Below are 16,042 nucleotides of genomic sequence, written 5' to 3'. Positions count from 1 at the left end.
TAAAACCGCTTGCAACGCGATGTAGGCAGGGCTGCCCGCCACTAGCCTGGAGACCATGCGTGACCCAATCGACGACAAAACGCCAGACGGATGCCACCGCGGAGGACAAGTTCCTCTGGCTGGAGGACCGGACCAGCAAGGAATCGCTCGACTGGGTGCATCGCCAGAACCAGATCACCGTGGCCGAACTACAGGGCGATCCGTCCTACCAGGCGGCCTTCGAGACGGCGCTCGACCTGATGACGGCCGAGGACAACATTGCGGTCGGTGCCGCGCTCAACGGCCAAGTCTATAATTTCTGGCAGGACAAGACCAATGTGCTCGGCCTCTGGCGCCGCGCGACGGTTGCTTCCTACAAGACCGAGAAGCCTGTGTGGGAGACGATCATCGACTTCGACGTGCTGTCGGCCAAGGAGGGGGTGAAGTGGGTGTTCAGCGGCGCCAGCCGCCTTTACCCCGATTTCAACCTTTGCCTGGTGGCGATGTCGCCGGATGGCGGCGATGCGAGCGAGATGCGCGAATTCGACATCGAGACCAAATCATTCATCGAGGGCGGCTTCCGCGCTCCCGCCTCGAAATCCGGCTTTTCCTGGCTGGACAGGGACACGGTCATTGTCTCGGCTGCCTTCGATGAAGACGACAAGACCCAGTCCGGTTATCCGCGCGTCGTCAAGCTGTGGAAGCGCGGCACCCGGTTGGAGGAGGCGACGCCGATCTTCGAGGCCGAGAAGCAGGATCTCGCGGCCGGCGCGGGGGTCGAGCATGATGGCGACAGGCAGTATTTGTTTCTGGCCCGCACGATCGCCTTCTTCTCCTCGCACAGTTTTCTGCGCCTGCCGTCGGGCGAAAACCGGCGCATCCCGCTGCCGGACGATGTCACCGACACCGCGCTGTTCAAGGGCCGGTTCGTGTTCGGGGTGCGCAGCCCATGGACGGCGCCGGGCGGCACTGAGTGCTTGCCGGACGGCCTCTATTCCTTCGATTTCGAACACTGGATGGACACCGGCGACCTGGGCCCTGTTGAAACCATGCTCGCGCCAGCGCACCGTGTTTCGGTCGCCGGCATTGCCCGCACTCAGGACCGGCTGTTCATCAATCTGATGGACAATGTGCGCGGCAAGGTCGTTGTCGCCGAGCGCAGCGGCGACCGCTGGTCGCTGAAGCCGGTGGCGCTGCCCGAGAACGGCAATGTCGGCATCGCGCATGCCGAGCATTTCGGTTCCAGCGTCTCCTTCTCCTTCACCGATTTCCTGACGCCGAGTTCGATCATCTGGTCGGACGATGACGGGGTGACGCTGGCCACCGTGAAATCGCAGCCGGCGCGGTTCGACGCCGCGCCGCTGGTCTCGGAACAGTTCGAGGCGCGCTCGAAGGACGGCACCATGATCCCGTATTTCGTCGTCAGGCGGCGCGACCAGAAGGGTCCGGTACCGACGCTTCTCTATGGTTATGGCGGCTTCGAAATACCGCTGCTGCCCGGCTATGCCGGCGTGCGCGGCAGGCTGTGGCTGGAGAAGGGCAATGCCTATGTGCAGGCCTGCATTCGCGGCGGCGGCGAGTTTGGGCCGGCCTGGCATCAGGCGGCGCTGAAGGGCAATCGCCAGACTGCCTTCGACGATTTCGCCGCGGTGGCGCAGGACGTCGTCAGGCGCGGCATAGCCACGGCTGCTTCCCTCGGCATCCAGGGCGGCTCGAATGGCGGCCTGCTTACCGGCGTTTCCCTGACGCAGCATCCCGAACTGTTCGGCGCCGTCATCATCGAGGTGCCGCTGCTCGACATGCTGCGCTACACCGAACTGCCGCCAGGCGCCTCGTGGATCGGCGAATATGGCGATCCGGCAAAACCGGAAGAAGCCAAGTGGCTCGCCGCCTATTCGCCGTACCATCATGTCTCGGCCGATGCCGTCTATCCCCCGGTGCTGCTCACGACATCGACCGCCGACGACCGCGTCCATCCCGGCCACGCCCGCAAGATGGCGGCGAAGCTGCAGGAAGCAGGTCACGGCAAGACGTTGTTCTTCGAGGAGACGGAAGGCGGCCATGGCGGTCGCGGCGACCGCCGGCCGCAAGCGGCGCAAACCGCCATGAAATACGTGTTCCTGCAAAGGGTATTGAGCGGCACCGCTTGAATTCCGGGCCTCGGGCGGCATAGACTGCCGCCATGGTCTACATGAGCACATCCGGCGCCTTCGGGGTCGCGGTGACACCGTCGCCGCGCACGCTGCGCGCCGAACTGCTCAGGCTGTGCGCCCGCATCGGCTATTCGCCGCCCGCCGTCCTCTGACGAAGTCGCCCCGGCAGCTTGCCGGTTTGATTCCAGAGGAAAGAGCAAACCCATGACTTACCAGAATTATTCGCTGAAGCAGCTTCAGCAGATTGACGCCGCGCATCATCTGCATCCCTTCACCGACCACAAGGAATTGCGCGAGACCGGCTCGCGCATCATCACCCACGCCAACGGCCCGTTCATCTACGATGCCGACGGCACCGAAATACTCGACGGCATGGCCGGGCTGTGGTGCGTCAATGTCGGCTATGGCCGCGACGAGCTGGCCGACGCCGCTTACGCGCAGATGAAGGAATTGCCCTACTATAATTCCTTCTTCAAATGCTCGACGCCGACGCCCGTGCTGCTGTCGAAGAAGCTGGCCGAGCTGGCGCCCAAGGGCATCGCCCAGGTGTTTTACGGCTCCTCCGGCTCGGAGGCCAACGACACGGCGCTGCGGCTCGTGCGCCACTATTGGGTGCTGGAAGGCAAACCGGAGAAGAACCGCATCATCTCGCGCAAGTCGGCCTATCACGGCTCGACCGTCGCCGGCACGTCGCTCGGCGGCATGGATTTGATGCACAAGCAGCTCGGCGGGGCGGTTCCCAACATCGTCCATGTGATGATGCCCTATGCCTATGAGTTGGCGCTGCCTGGCGAAAGCGACCATGATTTCGGCCTGCGCGCGGCCAAGGCGGTCGAGGATGCCATTCTGGAGGCCGGCGCCGACAAGGTGGCGGCCTTCATCGGCGAGCCGGTGATGGGAGCGGGCGGGGTGAAAATACCGCCGATGAGCTATTGGCCGGAAGTGCAGCGCATCTGCCGCAAATACGATGTGCTTTTGATGCTGGACGAGGTCATCACCGGCTATGGCCGCACCGGCGAATGGTTTGCGGCGCAGACCTTCGGCATCGAGCCCGACACCATCACCACGGCCAAGGCACTGACCTCGGGCTATCAGCCGCTGTCGGCGCTGCTGGTCGGCGACCGTATCGCGGCGACGCTGGTCGAAAAGGGCGGCGAATTCTACCACGGCTATACCTATTCGGGTCACCCGGTGGCCTGCGCGGTGGCGCTGAAGAATCTCGAGATCATGGAGCGAGAAGGCCTGGTCGACAGGGTCAGGAACGACACTGGACCTTACTTCGCCCAGGCGCTGCAGGAGCGCATTGCCGGCCACGAACTGGTCGGCGAGGTGCGATCGATCGGGCTGATGGGCGCGGTCGAGATCGTCAAGGACAAGGCGACCAAGGAGCGCTTCCTGCCGGCGGGCAGTGCCGCCGTCACCGTCCGCGACCACGGCATCGCGCAAGGCCTGATGCTGCGCGCCACCGGCGACACGATGATCCTGTCGCCGCCGCTGATCTGGACCCGCGCGACGATCGACATGGCTTGCGATCGCATCGCCAAAGCGCTGGATCTGGCGCAAGCGGATTTGCGCAAGAAGTAGATGGAACGACAGCCGGACGCCTTGCAATCAGGGCGCCCGGACTGTGCGCCTGCTTATCGTCAGGGTCGAAGGGGTCAGCGCACCGATCGTGCTGGTCAATGAAGACCATCAGGCAATTCCGAACGCTGCAATCGGAATATAATTCAGACCGAACAGTATAGGACTGCAAAACGCAAAAAACCGCGCTCCATCGGAACGCGGCTTTGCCAGATACGCATGGCATTTCGCCAACAATACACTTGCGAAACTTACGGGCTCCGGTACGCGAGACCTGATCCGGAGCGCCGGGCGGATGCGATATGTCCGCCTCGCCATCCGTTATATAGGCACATCGTTACCGCCGGGTTATCGAGAGCTTAAGCAAATCTAAATTTGCAATTTTTCCGGGCAATAAAAATCGAGAAAAGCTCTGCCAAATTCGAAACTTATAGAGAACTGCCGCGAAGGAAATTTATGATGCCGGAAAAATCCGATCCGCCATTTCCCTGGGCGTTGAACAGCGCATAAAGCTGGGCCGCTTCGGCCCCCATTGGCGTCACCGCGCCGGCGCTTTGGGCCGCCTCCTGCGCCAGTTTCAGGTCCTTCAGCATGAGTGCTGCGGCAAAGCCCGGTTTGTAGTCGCGGTTGGCGGGTGAGGCCGGCACGGGACCCGGCACCGGGCAATAGGTGGTCAGCGACCAGCACTGGCCCGACGAGGTCGAGGCAACGTCGAACAGGGCCTGATGCGAGAGGCCGAGCTTTTCGGCCAGCACGAAGGCCTCTGCGACGCCGATCATCGAAATGCCGAGCATCATGTTATTGCAGATTTTGGCTGCCTGACCGGCGCCGTCGTCACCGCAATGGACGATGCGGCCTGCCATCGGCTTCAGGACCGGTTCGGCCTTGGCGAAGGCATCCTTGGCGCCGCCGGCCATGAAGGTCAGCGTTCCCGCAGCAGCACCGCCGGTGCCGCCGGAGACGGGGGCGTCGATCGAATGCAGCCCGTGCTTCCTTGCTACGGCATGCGCCTTGCGGGCCGACTCGACATCGATGGTCGAGGAATCAATGAACAGGGCGCCTGGTTTGGCCTTGGGTGCGATGTCCTCGTAGACCGAGAGCACGTGCTTGCCGGCGGGAAGCATGGTGATCACGACATCGGCGTCCTTCACCGCCGCCACGGCATTCGCCATGACAATGACGCCATGCTCGCGGGCGACGGTGAGGTTTTCCGGCATCAGGTCAAAGCCGTGCACCGCGTGCCCCGCCTTGACGAGATTGGCAGCCATCGGATTGCCCATATTTCCGAGACCAATGAAGGCGATGGTGGTCATAGCGGTGCTCCATGATGAGTAGGCAGTAGGCAGTAGGCAGTAGGCAGTAGGCAGTAGGGCGACCTATTCGGGTGCGAGTTTGAGAATAAGTTGGCGAAGCATTTTTCCGATGGCCTCGGCCGCCAGAAGCAGGTGCTCAGCTTGCCCATGCGTGGCAACGCCAATGCGTTGAGCGATTTGGAGGTGTGTCTCGAACTCCTTAAGCGAGCCTTGGGCTATCCTGAGAAATTGCTGATAGGAGCCTCGGTTGTCTCGGCCATAGCCTTCCGCGATGTTTGCAGGGATAGAGGTTGCTGAACGGCGGATTTGGCTGGTCAGCCCATACAATTCCTCTTTGGGCCATGTCTTGGTCAATGAGTAGGTGCTGACAGCCAGATCCATCGCCTGCTGCCATACGATAAGATCCTTGTACGAGTTGATCTTGCCGGTCATCCTTTGCCTACTGCCTACTGCCTACTGCCTACTGCCTACTGCCGTCCAATCAACGCCCGCGCGATGATGACGCGCATGATCTCGTTGGTGCCTTCGAGGATCTGGTGGACGCGCAGGTCGCGCACCAGTTTTTCGATACCGTAATCATGAAGATAGCCATAACCGCCATGCAGCTGCAGCGCCTCGTTGGCGACGTTGAAGCCGATGTCGGTGACGAAGCGCTTGGCCATGGCCGACCATTTGCCGGCATCCGACGCCTTGCGGTCGAGTTTCGAGGCGGCGGCGTAGAGAAAGATCCGCGCTGCCTGCAATTCGGTCTCCATGTCGGCCAACCTGAACTGCAGCGCCTGGAACTGGTTGATCTTCGAGCCGAAAGCCTTGCGCTCGGCGGTATAGGACAGCGCCTTGTCGAGCGCAGATTGCGCGCCGCCGAGCGAACAGGCAGCGATGTTGAGGCGGCCGCCATCAAGCCCGGCCATTGCGATGCCGAAACCGGCGCCTTCGCCCGACAGCAGGTTTGCGGCCGGCACCTTGCAGTCCTCGAAGATCACCTGGCGGGTCGACTGCATGTGCCAGCCCATCTTGTGCTCGTTGGCGCCGAAGGACAGGCCGGGCGCATCCTTTGATACAACGAAGGTGGAAATGCCTTTCGGCCCGTCGGCGCCGGTGCGCGCCATGACGACATAGAGGTCGCTGTCGCCGGCCCCGGAGATGAACTGCTTGGCGCCGTTAAGCACATAGTCGTCGCCGCTCTTCACCGCGCGCGTCGTCAGCGCCGCGGCATCCGAGCCTGAGCCCGGCTCGGTCAGGCAGTAGCTCGCCAGCCATTCCATCGAGGTCAGCTTCGGCAGGAAGCGTTGGCGCTGCTCGTCGTCGCCGAAGCGGTCGATCATCGACGCCGCCATATTGTGGATCGAGATGAAGGAGGAAAACGCCGGATCGGCGTGCGACAGTGCCTCGAAGATCAGCACGGCGTCGAGCCGGCCGAGCGCCGAGCCGCCGACATCGTCCCTGACATAGATGCCGCCAAGGCCAAGCGGGCCGGTCTCGCGGATTACATCGGCGGGAAAGTGTCTTGCCCGGTCCCATTCGAGCGCATTGGGCGCAACGCGATCGGCGGCGAAGGCCTGTGCCATCTCCTGGATGGCGCGCTGCTCCTCATTGAGTTCGAACTGACTGGTGCTCGCATCGACCGCGGCGTCCATGGCGTGCTCCCTGTGTTTCCCCAGCTGGGGTTGGCTTGCTGGCCTGTTGTTTTTGGCTTTGCGCGCCGCTCAATCTAGACCAATGATGCCGCCGCGCAACCCGGCTCGCCGCGCAGCCGCTGTGCATGAATGGATCAACGGAGCATTGCGTGCCGACATATTTCGACGAATTGCTCGACCGCTTCCATGCCTATCTCCGGGGCGTGGACAACGCGCTGGTGCGGGACGCCGTGACCCGGATCGGCTGGAATATGACGGCGCGCGTGCTCGAAGCGCATCCGCTGCCTTGCCTTGGTCTGCTCGACCGCATTGTCAAACTGGCGCCGCCGGACCCGCAGCCTCTGGTGCAACTGCTGGCGGAGCGTCGTGACGATCTGTGCTGGGGGCAGACCTACAACGCGAGCGATTTTGGTGAAGCGTTCTTGCAGAACTACGGCTGGCTGGAGGTGTTTGGCACGCGCGGCCATTTCGCCAATGAAGAGGTCGCGGCCGGATTGCTGATCCTGGGGCCCGGCATCACCTATCCCGACCATCATCACATTGCCGAGGAGATCTACATTCCGCTGACCGGCGGCACCGAGTGGCGCATGGGCGAAGGCGGCTTTCACACCCGCCAGGCGGGCGAAATTATCCATCACGCCTCCAATGTCAGCCATGCCATGCGCACCGGCAGCGAAGCGTTGCTGGCGCTCTACATCTGGCGCGGCGGGCCGCTGGCGCAGAAATCGACCGTTTCCGGCGCGCAGGGCAGGGGCTGAGCATGGCCAAGGCGATCATGCTGCAAGGCACGGGTTCGGATGTCGGCAAGACGGTGCTGGTGGCGGGGCTCTGCCGCGCGGCCAGGAATCGCGGGCTGAAAGTCAGGCCGTTCAAGCCGCAGAACATGTCGAACAATGCCGCCGTCGCCGACATTCCCGGCGACAACCGCCCCGGCGGCGGCGAGATTGGCCGTGGGCAATGGCTGCAAGCGCTGGCGTGTGGTGTTCAGCCGACCGTGCATATGAATCCGGTGCTGCTCAAACCCCAGAGCGACATCGGTTCGCAGGTGATCGTGCAAGGCAAGGTGTTCGGCGAGGCGCGAGCGCGCGACTACCAGACAATGAAAGCGGGGCTGATGGACGCCGTGCTGGAGTCCTGGACGAAGGTCGGTGAGGGCGCCGATCTGGTCATCGTCGAGGGCGCCGGATCGCCGGCCGAAATCAACCTGCGCAGCCGCGACATCGCCAATATGGGCTTTGCCACACGCGCCGACGTGCCGGTGATCCTGGTCGGCGACATCGACCGCGGGGGCGTCATCGCTTCGGTCGCCGGCACGCATCTGATCCTGCCGGAGGAAGACAGGCGCATGATCGTCGGCTACCTCATTAACAAGTTCCGCGGCGATGTCTCGCTGTTCGACGACGGCATCCGGTCGATCGAAAGCTTCACCGGCTGGCGCTGCTTTGGCGTCGTGCCGTGGCTGAAGGCGGCGGCGCGATTGCCTTCGGAGGATTCGGTCGTGCTCGAACGCCTGGCATCGGGCGAGAAGCGGGCGTTGAAGGTCGCCGTGCCGATGCTTGGCCGCATCGCCAATTTCGACGACCTCGACCCGCTCAAGGCCGAGCCGCAGGTCGAAGTGGTGTTCGTGCCGCCGGGGCAGCGCTTGCCGGAGGATGCCGGCCTGGTGGTCATTCCCGGTTCCAAATCGACGATCGGCGATCTCATGAAGTTCCGCGAGAATGGCTGGGATCGCGATCTCCTCGCCCACCGCAAACGCGGCGGCCATATCGTCGGCATTTGCGGCGGTTTCCAGATGCTCGGCCGCCTGGTGCGCGATCCCGATGGCATCGAGGGCAGCGTCACCGAGGCCGAAGGTCTTGGTCTGCTCGACATCGAGACGGTGATGGAGCCGGAAAAGACGGTGCGCAATGTCAGCGCCCGCTCGGTGCCGTTCGGCCTCGCGCTCGAGGGCTACGAAATTCATCTCGGCCGCACCACCGGGCCGGACATGGCGCGGCCGTCGGCTGTGATCAACGGGACCGACGACGGTGCCATTTCCGCCGATGCCAAGGTTTTTGGCACCTATCTGCACGGCCTGTTTTCCGCCGACGCTTTCCGGGCGAGATTCCTGGAAAGCCTCGGCGTGAAAGGCGGCGGCATCGACTATCGCGCGGAGGTGGAAAAAGCGCTGGACGAGATCGCCACCGAGATGGAGCGCCATCTTGAGTGCGATGCGATTTTTGGGTTAGCAAGGTAGGACCATCCACCGTTTCGTCATCCTCGGGTCTGCGCGTCCGCTTTGCTTCGTGGTCATCCTTCCGCGCGGAAGAGCCTAACGGACCATGCATCCAAAGCAAAAGCGCCCGGCTTTTGACCGGGCGCTTCGAATTGCAGAAGTCGCGGGCGCCTAGGCGCCGCGCATCAGGCAGGCGGCGGCAAGCACGATGTATGCGATGAGGACAATCCACACCGCAGCCAGAGGAATGAACGCAAGAACGCCAAGCGCGGCGAGCACGCCGATGATGGCGATGACAAGGGATATGATGAAAACAAGCTGAGTGGGTGCACTAAGATTCATGTGTGGTCCCTCCAACATGATTCGTACAACGGCACTCTATCAGGCGTGAGGCTTATACACCAATCAGCTGGCGCAATGGGTTCGCCGGGTCGGCCAGCAGCTTCACCGCCAGAGCCAGGCAGATGATCACCAGCAGCGGCTTGATCAGCCGGGCGCCGATGCGGATGGCAAGGCTGGCGCCGAGCCGGGCGCCGAGGAACTGGGCGACGCCCATCATCAGCCCGATCTTCCAGTAGACGACGCCGGCGACCGCAAAGACGATGAAGCCGCCGATGTTGGAGGCGAAATTGAGCAGCTTGGTGTGTGCCGTAGCCTTGAGCACGCCGAAGCCGGCAAGGCTGACGAAGGCCAGCATATAGAAGGAGCCGGCTCCCGGCCCGAACAGCCCGTCATAGAAGCCGACCAAAGGGGCGATGATCAGCCCGAACAGGAAGGGCGACAGGCGCTCGGCGCGGTCGACATCGTTCATGTTGGGTTTCACGGCGAAGTAGATCGCGATGGCGATCAAAAGCAGCGGCAGCAGCGCCCGCAGGAGATCACCTGGCACGAATGCCGCCAGCAAGGCGCCGACGGCACTGCCGGTAAGGGCCAGAAGCGCCGATGGCAGCTGTCGACGCAGATCGACACGGCCATTCCTGGCATAGTGGATGGTCGCCGAAGCGGTGCCGAAAATGCCCTGCAGCTTGTTGGTTCCAAGTGCTGCGACCGGCGGGAATCCGGCAAGCAGCAGGGCCGGGATGGTGATCAGCCCGCCGCCGCCGGCTATCGAATCGACAAAGCCGGCTGCAAAGGCGGCCAAGGCAAGCATGATGACGGTGTGGGTAGCGAGGTCGAGCATCGGGATTTCTGAACATTCCGGCGGGAAAGGTGATGCCGCGCCTTCTCATGGCCATCTGGTTTGCGCAAGGCCGATTCCGCGCTACGTCCATCCAAGCGCGTTGCGCTTGGATTTCCTGTGGTGCATGTCATTATCTCAGTACCGCTGCGCAGTTTTGGGTCATGTGCGCTGGGCGGGCTCGGGAAAGGGACACTGTTGGCGATGGCATTGCTCGACCAGATACGCTCGATCTTCGATGGTGACCCCGGCGTGCGCAAGGTTGCCGACGACCCTGTGCTGTCGGCGGAACTCTTGATGCTGTTTCGCATGATCCTGGCCGACGGCTCGGTTTCGGAGAGCGAGATGGTCGCCTTCCGGCGCATCTGCAAGGACGCCTTCGGCATCCCGGAAACCAGCATCGACGCGGTCATCGAATATCTCAATGATTTCGGCTACGAGACCAACGGTTCGCAAGCCATTGCGCTGTTCCGCGATCTCGATGTCGAACGGCGCAAGTTGCTGGCGCTCCACATGGCGGAGATCGCCAAAGCCGATTCCAAACTGGCCGAGAGCGAAGTGCGGCTGTTGCGCCGCACGCTCGATTTGCTCGACATCAGCCCGGTCGATGTGGTGAAGCCGGAGGAGTGAGGCAGACCAGGGGCAACGGCCGCCCAGCCGGGTCCCCGCTGCTTCGCAGCGCCCCAGCGTTCGTGACCTTTCATCGTGCCACTGGCACGATGAATTCGCTGCGCGAACCGGTCACTCACCCCTGTTCCTGCATACGGTGAGCGATCGCCCGATGCAGATCGGGCGCAGCCGCGACCAGCGCCCTGGCCGCCTCCGACTGCGGATGATCGAGCACGTCACCGGTCTTGCCGCGCTCGACGATCCTGCCGTCATGCATGACCAGCACCTCATCGGTGATGGCGCGGGCGACGGTCAAATCGTGAGTGATGAAGAGATAGGCGATGCCGAGCTTCTGGTTGAGCTCTGCGAACAGATCGAGGATCTGGGCGCGGATCGAGACGTCGAGCGCCGAGACCGGCTCGTCGGCGACGACCAGCTTCGGCCTGGTGATGATGGCGCGGGCGATCGACAGGCGCTGGCGCTGGCCGCCGGAAAACTCATGCGGATATTTGTCCATGTCGCTGGTGCCGAGGCCGACCTCGTGCAGTGCGTGCGCCACCATCTCCCGCCGCTCGGCCGGTGACGGCTTCGTCTCCAGTACATGCAGCGGCTCGGCGACCAGTTTTACGACCTTCTGGCGCGGGTCGAAAGAGCCGTAGGGATCCTGGAACACCACCTGCATGTCGCGCCGCGCGGCTTTGAGCTCCGCCTCGCTTTTGCCGGTTATGGTCTCGCCGCGAAAGCGGATCGTTCCCGATGTCGATTTGTCGAGCGCCAGGATCATGCGGGCAAGCGTTGACTTGCCGCAGCCGGAGCGGCCGACCAGCGCCACCGATTGGCCCGGCGCCAGCGACAAGGACACGTCGTCGACGGCGCGGATCGGAGCCGCTGACTTGAACAGGGAGGTGCGCCGGCCCGGATAGTCCCGTGTCACGCCTTCGACCTCAAGCAGCGGTTTGCCCTGGCCGGCGGCGTGAACCTTGGCGCGCGCGGGCACGTGCATGGAGGCCAGCGCCAGCTGGCGCGTGTAGGGATGCAGCTGTTCCGACAGCGTGCGTGCGGTGTCGCCGGCTTCCATCACCTCGCCATGGCGCAGGATGGTGATGCGGTCGGCCATTTCGGTGACGACCGCGAGATCGTGCGAGATCAACAGCAGGCCCATTCGGTTTTCGCTGACAAGGCCGCGCAAGAGGTCGAGGATCTGCGCCTGCAGCACCACGTCGAGCGCCGTGGTCGGCTCGTCGGCGATGAGCAGCTTGGGTTTCAATGCGCAGGCAATGGCGATGACGACGCGCTGGCGCTGGCCGCCCGACAGTTCGTGCGGATAGCGCGACAGCGGGAATTTGGCCTCCGGCAGGCCAACGCGGTCGAGCATTTTGCGCGCGCGGTCTTCGGCGTCGGCACGGCTTGCCCTAGTGTGCCAGCGTATGCCTTCGGCGACCTGCTCGCCGATGGTCTTGACGGGGTTGAGCGCCGTCATCGGCTCCTGGAACACCATGCCGATGTCGTCCCCACGCAGCGCGCACATCTGGTCCTCGGTTGCGGCCAGAATATCGATGCCGTCGAAGGTCACGCGGCCGGTGGCGCGCGCCGCATGCGGCAGAAGCTGCATGATGGTCAGCGCCGTCATCGATTTGCCGGAACCGGATTCACCGACCAGGCCCATCACCTCGCCGGGCGCGACGGAGAGCTCGACCCCTTTCAGGATCGGCGTGTCGCCGATCGCCAGCGACAGGTTCTCGATCTGCAGCAGGCTCATCGCTGCCGCCGCGATTTCGGGTCGAGTATGTCGGCGATGCCGTCGCCGAGCAGATTGAGCCCAAGCACGGTGATGACGATGGCCATGCCGGGGAAGATGGCCATCCACGGCGCCACCACCATGCGCGTCTGGGCGTCGAACAGCATGCGGCCCCAGCTCGGCATTGGCGGCTGGGCGCCGAGGCCGACATAGGAGAGACCGGCTTCGGCCAAAATGCCGAGCGCGAACTGGATGGTGCCTTGCACCAGAAGCAGCGTGGCGATGTTGGGCAGCACGTGCTCGATTGTAATCTGCGTCTTGCTCTTGCCGGCGGCGCGCGCGGCGAGAATGAATTCGCGTGGCCAGATCGCCAGCGCGCCGGCGCGGGCGACGCGCGCAAACACCGGGATGTTGAAGATGCCGATGGCGATGATGGCGTTGATGGCGCCCGGTCCGAAGATGGCGGTGATCATGATCGCCGACAAAAGCGCCGGGAAGGCGAAGACAAGGTCGTTCAGCCGCATCAGCGCCTCGTCGACGAACCCGCCGCGCGCCGCGGCGAAGGCGCCGAGCGGCACGCCGACGCCCATGCCGATGCCGACCGCGACCAGCGCCACGGCGATCGAGTTGCGGGCGCCGACCATGATCATCGACAGGATGTCGCGGCCGAAATGATCGGTGCCGAACCAGTGCGCCGCAGAGGGCGCGAGCGTCTTGTCCGAGATCACCAGTTTGGTCACGTCGTAGGGCGTCCAGACGTAGGAGATGACCGCTATTGCAGCCACCAGCACCGTGATGGCGAAGCCGATGAGGAAGGAGCGGTTGCGGAAGGCCTTGGCCAGAATGCTGCCCAACGTCTCCTGCGGGATGTCGATGTGCAGCGTCATTGCCGGCCTCGAAGGCGCGGATCGACGATGGCGTAGGAGACGTCGACGACGAGGTTGACGGCAATGACGGCGACGACCAGCAGCATGACGATGCTTTCGACGACGATCAGGTCGCGCTGGGTGATCGCCTGGAACACCAGCCGTCCGAGGCCGGGGAGATAAAAGACGTTCTCGATGATGATGGTGCCGGCGAGCAGGAAGGCGAATTGCAGGCCCAGAATGGTCAGAACCGGGATCATCGCGTTGCGCAGCGCGTGCCGCCATAGTACGGCACGATAGGGCAGGCCCTTGGCGCGGGCGGTGCGGATATAATCCTCGTTCAGCACCTCGAGCAGCGCGGAGCGGGCAACGCGCGCCAGGATCGCCGCCTGCGGCAGCGCAAGTGCTACGGCCGGCAGCAGCAGCGATTTCAGCGCCGGCCAGACACCGGCGCTCCAGCCGGGAAAGCCGCCGGCCGGCACCAGCCGCAGCCAGACGGCAAAGAGGTAGATCAGCATCAGCGCGAACCAGAAGTTCGGGATGGCGACGCCGAGTTGGGCGGCGCCCATGGCAATCGTGTCACCGGCCCCCCCGCGCCGGCTGGCGGAATAGAGCCCGACCGGGATGGCAATGATGGTGGACAGCGCCAGCGCGATCAGCGCCAGCGGCAGGGAAACCGCCATGCGCTCGCGGACAAGGTCGATGACCGGCACTGAATAAGTGTAGGAGCGGCCGAAATCGAGGCTGAGCAGACCGCCGACCCAATGAAGGTAGCGCAGGAGAAGCGGCGCGTTGAGGCCCATCTGGTTGCGCAGGAGTTCGACCTGCTCGGCGCTGGCGTTGAGGCCCAGCATCAGCCGCGCCGGGTCGCCGGGCAGGATTTCGAGCACGGCGAAGACGACCATCGAGGCCAGGATCAAGGTTGCGATCGCGATGGCGAGGCGTTTGAGGAGGTAGGCGGTCATGGTGGAGGGGCGCCCGGTGCGGCTGCGCCTTGAAAGTCGAGTTCCCCCCCACCCCCCTCTGTCCTGCCGGACCCGGCCCTTCGCTGTCGCTTCGGGCGTTCGTTGTTCGGAAAGCCAAGCAGTTGGCTTTCCGTCCGCTGCGCGGACCACTCCTCACCCCCCGCAAGGGGGGAGATCAGCAGGTTCTGTGTCGTCGACCAGCGTTCAACGTTCGCGATAGGCGAAAGCGGAGATGAGAGCCCGATCTCCCCCCTTGCGGGGGAGATGCCCGGCAGGGCAGAGGGGGGTGTGACGGAGCGCAAACGCCGCCCTTTGGCCCGCCGCCTCAATTCGCCCACTTCACCTTGGTCAGGTCATTCGCCTGGATCGGGGCGTTTTCCCACAGGCCCTGCAGCTTGGCGTCCCAGACGCCGACCTTCGGCAGTTCATAGAGGAACCCCACCACGGCGTCGTCGGCCAGGATCTTCTGTGCTTCGCCGAGCAGCGTGTTGCGCTTGGCGTCGTCGGAGGTGAGGTTCAGCTCGGCGATGATCTTGTCGAAGGCGGGGTTGTCGTAGTTGAAGTAGTAGTCCTTGCGCGAGTAGATATCGATGTCGTTGGGCTCGGTGTGGGAGACGATGGTCAGGTCGTAATCCTTCTTGGTGAACACCTGATCCAGCCACTGCGCCCATTCGACCGGAATGATTTCCAGGTCGATGCCGACGTCGCGCAGCTGCGAGGCGATGATCTCGCCGCCAAGCCGTGCATAGGAAGGCGGCGGCAGTTTCAGCGTCGCCTTGATTCCGTTTTCGAAGCCGGCTTGCTTCAGCAGCTCCTTGGCCTTGTCGACATTGTGCGGGTACAGGCCGGTGAGGTCGACATAGGCCTTGCTGGCGGGCGACATGTGCGAGCCGATCGGCACGCCGAGGCCGGCCGAGGCGCCGTCGATGATCGCCTTGCGGTCGAGCGCGAAGGCAATTGCCTGCCGCACCTCGAGCTTGTCGAAAGGCGGCTTCTTGTTGTTGATCGCCAGAATGGTCTCGCCCTCAGTCGAGCCGATCACCACCTTGAAGCGCGGATCGTCCTTGACCTGCGCGACGCTGTCGGGATCGAAGAAAGGGAAAGCCTGGATGTCGCCGGAGAGCAGCGCCGGCACGGCGGCGGCGGCGTCGGGAACGATGCGGAATTCGGCCTTGTCGAGGGATACCGGAGCGCCCCAGTAGTTGTCGGATTTGACCAGCGTGATCGACGAGCCCTTGGCCCAGCTCTGGAATTTGAACGGGCCGGTGCCGATGGGCTTTTCCTTGTTGGTGTCGGCGCTCTCCGGCGCCACGATCACCGCGTCGCCCCAGCCCAGATTGTAGAGGAACGACCCCTGCGGGTTCTTCAGCGTCACCTTGACCGTTGTCGGATCGACGACTTCGACCGTATCGATGGCGGCGAACAGGGCCTTTTGCGCGTTGACCGAATTGTCGGCGCGGGCGCGGTCGAGCGAGAACTTCACGTCGCCGGCGTCGAAATCGCTGCCGTCATGGAATTTGACGCCGGTGTGCAGCTTGAAGGTGTAGACCTTGCCATCGTCGGAAATGGCCCAGCTCTCGGCAAGGTCGGGCAGCACTTCGCCATTCGGACCGATGCGGGTCAGGCCCTCGAAGACGTTGGCGTAGAGCACTTCGTCGATCGCCGCGGCAGCACCGGCGGTCGGATCGAGATGTGGCGGCTCGAGCGTAATGCCGATCACCAGGTCGGTGCGTGCGGCAAATGCCTGACTGCCGGCCAGTGCCAGCACCGCGGCGGCAAGAATGGTTTTCCACAATTTCATCGTGCAAC

Annotated in this window: 15 protein-coding genes; 6 read left to right on the top strand and 9 right to left on the bottom strand. The window is 63.7% G+C overall.

From position 1 onward, the window contains the following. Positions 1–59 precede the first annotated feature (59 nt). The 3 genes from AC3EML_RS23405 to AC3EML_RS23395 are packed head-to-tail and all read left to right on the top strand — an operon-like array spanning position 60 to position 3,716. Entirely contained in the window at positions 60–2,129 is a 2,070-nt protein-coding gene (locus AC3EML_RS23405) for a prolyl oligopeptidase family serine peptidase (RefSeq protein WP_352520528.1), read from the top strand. A 32-nt stretch (positions 2,130–2,161) separates the two neighbouring features. Then, positions 2,162–2,284 carry a hypothetical protein gene (locus AC3EML_RS23400; protein WP_023670422.1) on the top strand — a complete coding sequence of 41 codons (123 nt, stop codon included), beginning with the start codon at positions 2,162–2,164 and terminating at the stop codon, positions 2,282–2,284. 52 nt (positions 2,285–2,336) lie between these two features. Further along, positions 2,337–3,716 carry an aspartate aminotransferase family protein gene (locus AC3EML_RS23395; RefSeq protein WP_352520527.1) on the top strand — a complete coding sequence of 460 codons (1,380 nt, stop codon included), beginning with the start codon at positions 2,337–2,339 and terminating at the stop codon, positions 3,714–3,716. 425 nt (positions 3,717–4,141) lie between these two features. On the opposite strand, the gene mmsB is transcribed toward AC3EML_RS23395, so the two are convergent. The 3 genes from mmsB to AC3EML_RS23380 form a co-directional block, all read right to left on the bottom strand. Continuing rightward, positions 4,142–5,026 carry a 3-hydroxyisobutyrate dehydrogenase gene (mmsB, locus tag AC3EML_RS23390; protein ID WP_023691030.1) on the bottom strand — a complete coding sequence of 295 codons (885 nt, stop codon included), beginning with the start codon at positions 5,024–5,026 and terminating at the stop codon, positions 4,142–4,144. 63 nt (positions 5,027–5,089) lie between these two features. Next, positions 5,090–5,458 carry a four helix bundle protein gene (locus AC3EML_RS23385; protein ID WP_352520526.1) on the bottom strand — a complete coding sequence of 123 codons (369 nt, stop codon included), beginning with the start codon at positions 5,456–5,458 and terminating at the stop codon, positions 5,090–5,092. Positions 5,459–5,493: 35 nt separating this feature from the next. Next, the gene (locus AC3EML_RS23380) at positions 5,494–6,663 is read right to left on the bottom strand and encodes an isobutyryl-CoA dehydrogenase (protein WP_352520525.1); all 1,170 of its coding nucleotides are present in this window, start codon (positions 6,661–6,663) and stop codon (positions 5,494–5,496) included. 149 nt (positions 6,664–6,812) lie between these two features. Between AC3EML_RS23380 and AC3EML_RS23375 the strand changes: the two genes are divergently transcribed. Both AC3EML_RS23375 and AC3EML_RS23370 read left to right on the top strand, forming a co-directional pair. Beyond that, positions 6,813–7,421, top strand: a complete 609-nt coding sequence (locus AC3EML_RS23375; RefSeq protein ID WP_352520524.1) for a dimethylsulfonioproprionate lyase family protein — start codon at positions 6,813–6,815, stop codon at positions 7,419–7,421. A gap of 2 nt (positions 7,422–7,423) precedes the next feature. After that, positions 7,424–8,899 carry a cobyric acid synthase gene (locus AC3EML_RS23370; protein ID WP_352520523.1) on the top strand — a complete coding sequence of 492 codons (1,476 nt, stop codon included), beginning with the start codon at positions 7,424–7,426 and terminating at the stop codon, positions 8,897–8,899. A gap of 150 nt (positions 8,900–9,049) precedes the next feature. Here AC3EML_RS23370 and AC3EML_RS23365 read toward each other — a convergent pair whose 3' ends face one another. Together AC3EML_RS23365 and AC3EML_RS23360 are read right to left on the bottom strand one after the other, a co-directional pair. After that, positions 9,050–9,220: a hypothetical protein gene (locus AC3EML_RS23365; protein WP_023670429.1), complete on the bottom strand. Its 171-nt coding sequence runs from the start codon at positions 9,218–9,220 to the stop codon at positions 9,050–9,052. 52 nt (positions 9,221–9,272) lie between these two features. Further along, positions 9,273–10,058, bottom strand: a complete 786-nt coding sequence (locus AC3EML_RS23360; protein WP_023733743.1) for a TSUP family transporter — start codon at positions 10,056–10,058, stop codon at positions 9,273–9,275. Between the two features lie 195 nt (positions 10,059–10,253). Here AC3EML_RS23360 and AC3EML_RS23355 point away from each other — a divergent pair, with 195 nt between their 5' ends. Then, positions 10,254–10,685 (top strand): TerB family tellurite resistance protein, encoded by a 432-nt coding sequence (locus AC3EML_RS23355; protein ID WP_023688142.1) that lies wholly within the window; start codon positions 10,254–10,256, stop codon positions 10,683–10,685. A gap of 115 nt (positions 10,686–10,800) precedes the next feature. On the opposite strand, the gene AC3EML_RS23350 is transcribed toward AC3EML_RS23355, so the two are convergent. The 4 genes from AC3EML_RS23350 to AC3EML_RS23335 all read right to left on the bottom strand — a co-directional run bounded on the left by AC3EML_RS23350 (position 10,801) and on the right by AC3EML_RS23335 (position 16,034). Beyond that, positions 10,801–12,423 (bottom strand): ABC transporter ATP-binding protein, encoded by a 1,623-nt coding sequence (locus AC3EML_RS23350; protein WP_352520522.1) that lies wholly within the window; start codon positions 12,421–12,423, stop codon positions 10,801–10,803. Further along, the gene (locus AC3EML_RS23345; RefSeq protein WP_023691037.1) at positions 12,420–13,289 is read right to left on the bottom strand and encodes an ABC transporter permease; all 870 of its coding nucleotides are present in this window, start codon (positions 13,287–13,289) and stop codon (positions 12,420–12,422) included. The genes AC3EML_RS23350 and AC3EML_RS23345 overlap by 4 nt, the downstream gene beginning before the upstream one ends. Beyond that, positions 13,286–14,233: an ABC transporter permease gene (locus AC3EML_RS23340; protein ID WP_352520521.1), complete on the bottom strand. Its 948-nt coding sequence runs from the start codon at positions 14,231–14,233 to the stop codon at positions 13,286–13,288. The genes AC3EML_RS23345 and AC3EML_RS23340 overlap by 4 nt, the downstream gene beginning before the upstream one ends. 325 nt (positions 14,234–14,558) lie before the next feature. After that, entirely contained in the window at positions 14,559–16,034 is a 1,476-nt protein-coding gene (locus tag AC3EML_RS23335) for an ABC transporter substrate-binding protein (RefSeq protein WP_352520520.1), read from the bottom strand. Positions 16,035–16,042: the final 8 nt, after the last annotated feature.

This window comes from Mesorhizobium sp. P170090, assembly GCF_057786115.1.
This window is presented reverse-complemented; position numbering and strand designations above follow the sequence as displayed.

What these genes read in the sequence shown, in the direction of transcription:
- AC3EML_RS23400 (WP_023670422.1), top strand. Translation starts at nt 2,162, where the DNA reads ATGGTCTACATGAGCACATCCGGCGCCTTCGGGGTCGCGGTGACACCG.
- AC3EML_RS23395 (WP_352520527.1), top strand. Translation starts at nt 2,337, where the DNA reads ATGACTTACCAGAATTATTCGCTGAAGCAGCTTCAGCAGATTGACGCC.
- mmsB (WP_023691030.1), bottom strand. Translation starts at nt 5,026, where the DNA reads ATGACCACCATCGCCTTCATTGGTCTCGGAAATATGGGCAATCCGATG.
- AC3EML_RS23385 (WP_352520526.1), bottom strand. Translation starts at nt 5,458, where the DNA reads ATGACCGGCAAGATCAACTCGTACAAGGATCTTATCGTATGGCAGCAG.
- AC3EML_RS23380 (WP_352520525.1), bottom strand. Translation starts at nt 6,663, where the DNA reads ATGGACGCCGCGGTCGATGCGAGCACCAGTCAGTTCGAACTCAATGAG.
- AC3EML_RS23370 (WP_352520523.1), top strand. Translation starts at nt 7,424, where the DNA reads ATGGCCAAGGCGATCATGCTGCAAGGCACGGGTTCGGATGTCGGCAAG.
- AC3EML_RS23365 (WP_023670429.1), bottom strand. Translation starts at nt 9,220, where the DNA reads ATGAATCTTAGTGCACCCACTCAGCTTGTTTTCATCATATCCCTTGTC.
- AC3EML_RS23360 (WP_023733743.1), bottom strand. Translation starts at nt 10,058, where the DNA reads ATGCTCGACCTCGCTACCCACACCGTCATCATGCTTGCCTTGGCCGCC.
- AC3EML_RS23350 (WP_352520522.1), bottom strand. Translation starts at nt 12,423, where the DNA reads ATGAGCCTGCTGCAGATCGAGAACCTGTCGCTGGCGATCGGCGACACG.
- AC3EML_RS23345 (WP_023691037.1), bottom strand. Translation starts at nt 13,289, where the DNA reads ATGACGCTGCACATCGACATCCCGCAGGAGACGTTGGGCAGCATTCTG.
- AC3EML_RS23340 (WP_352520521.1), bottom strand. Translation starts at nt 14,233, where the DNA reads ATGACCGCCTACCTCCTCAAACGCCTCGCCATCGCGATCGCAACCTTG.
- AC3EML_RS23335 (WP_352520520.1), bottom strand. Translation starts at nt 16,034, where the DNA reads ATGAAATTGTGGAAAACCATTCTTGCCGCCGCGGTGCTGGCACTGGCC.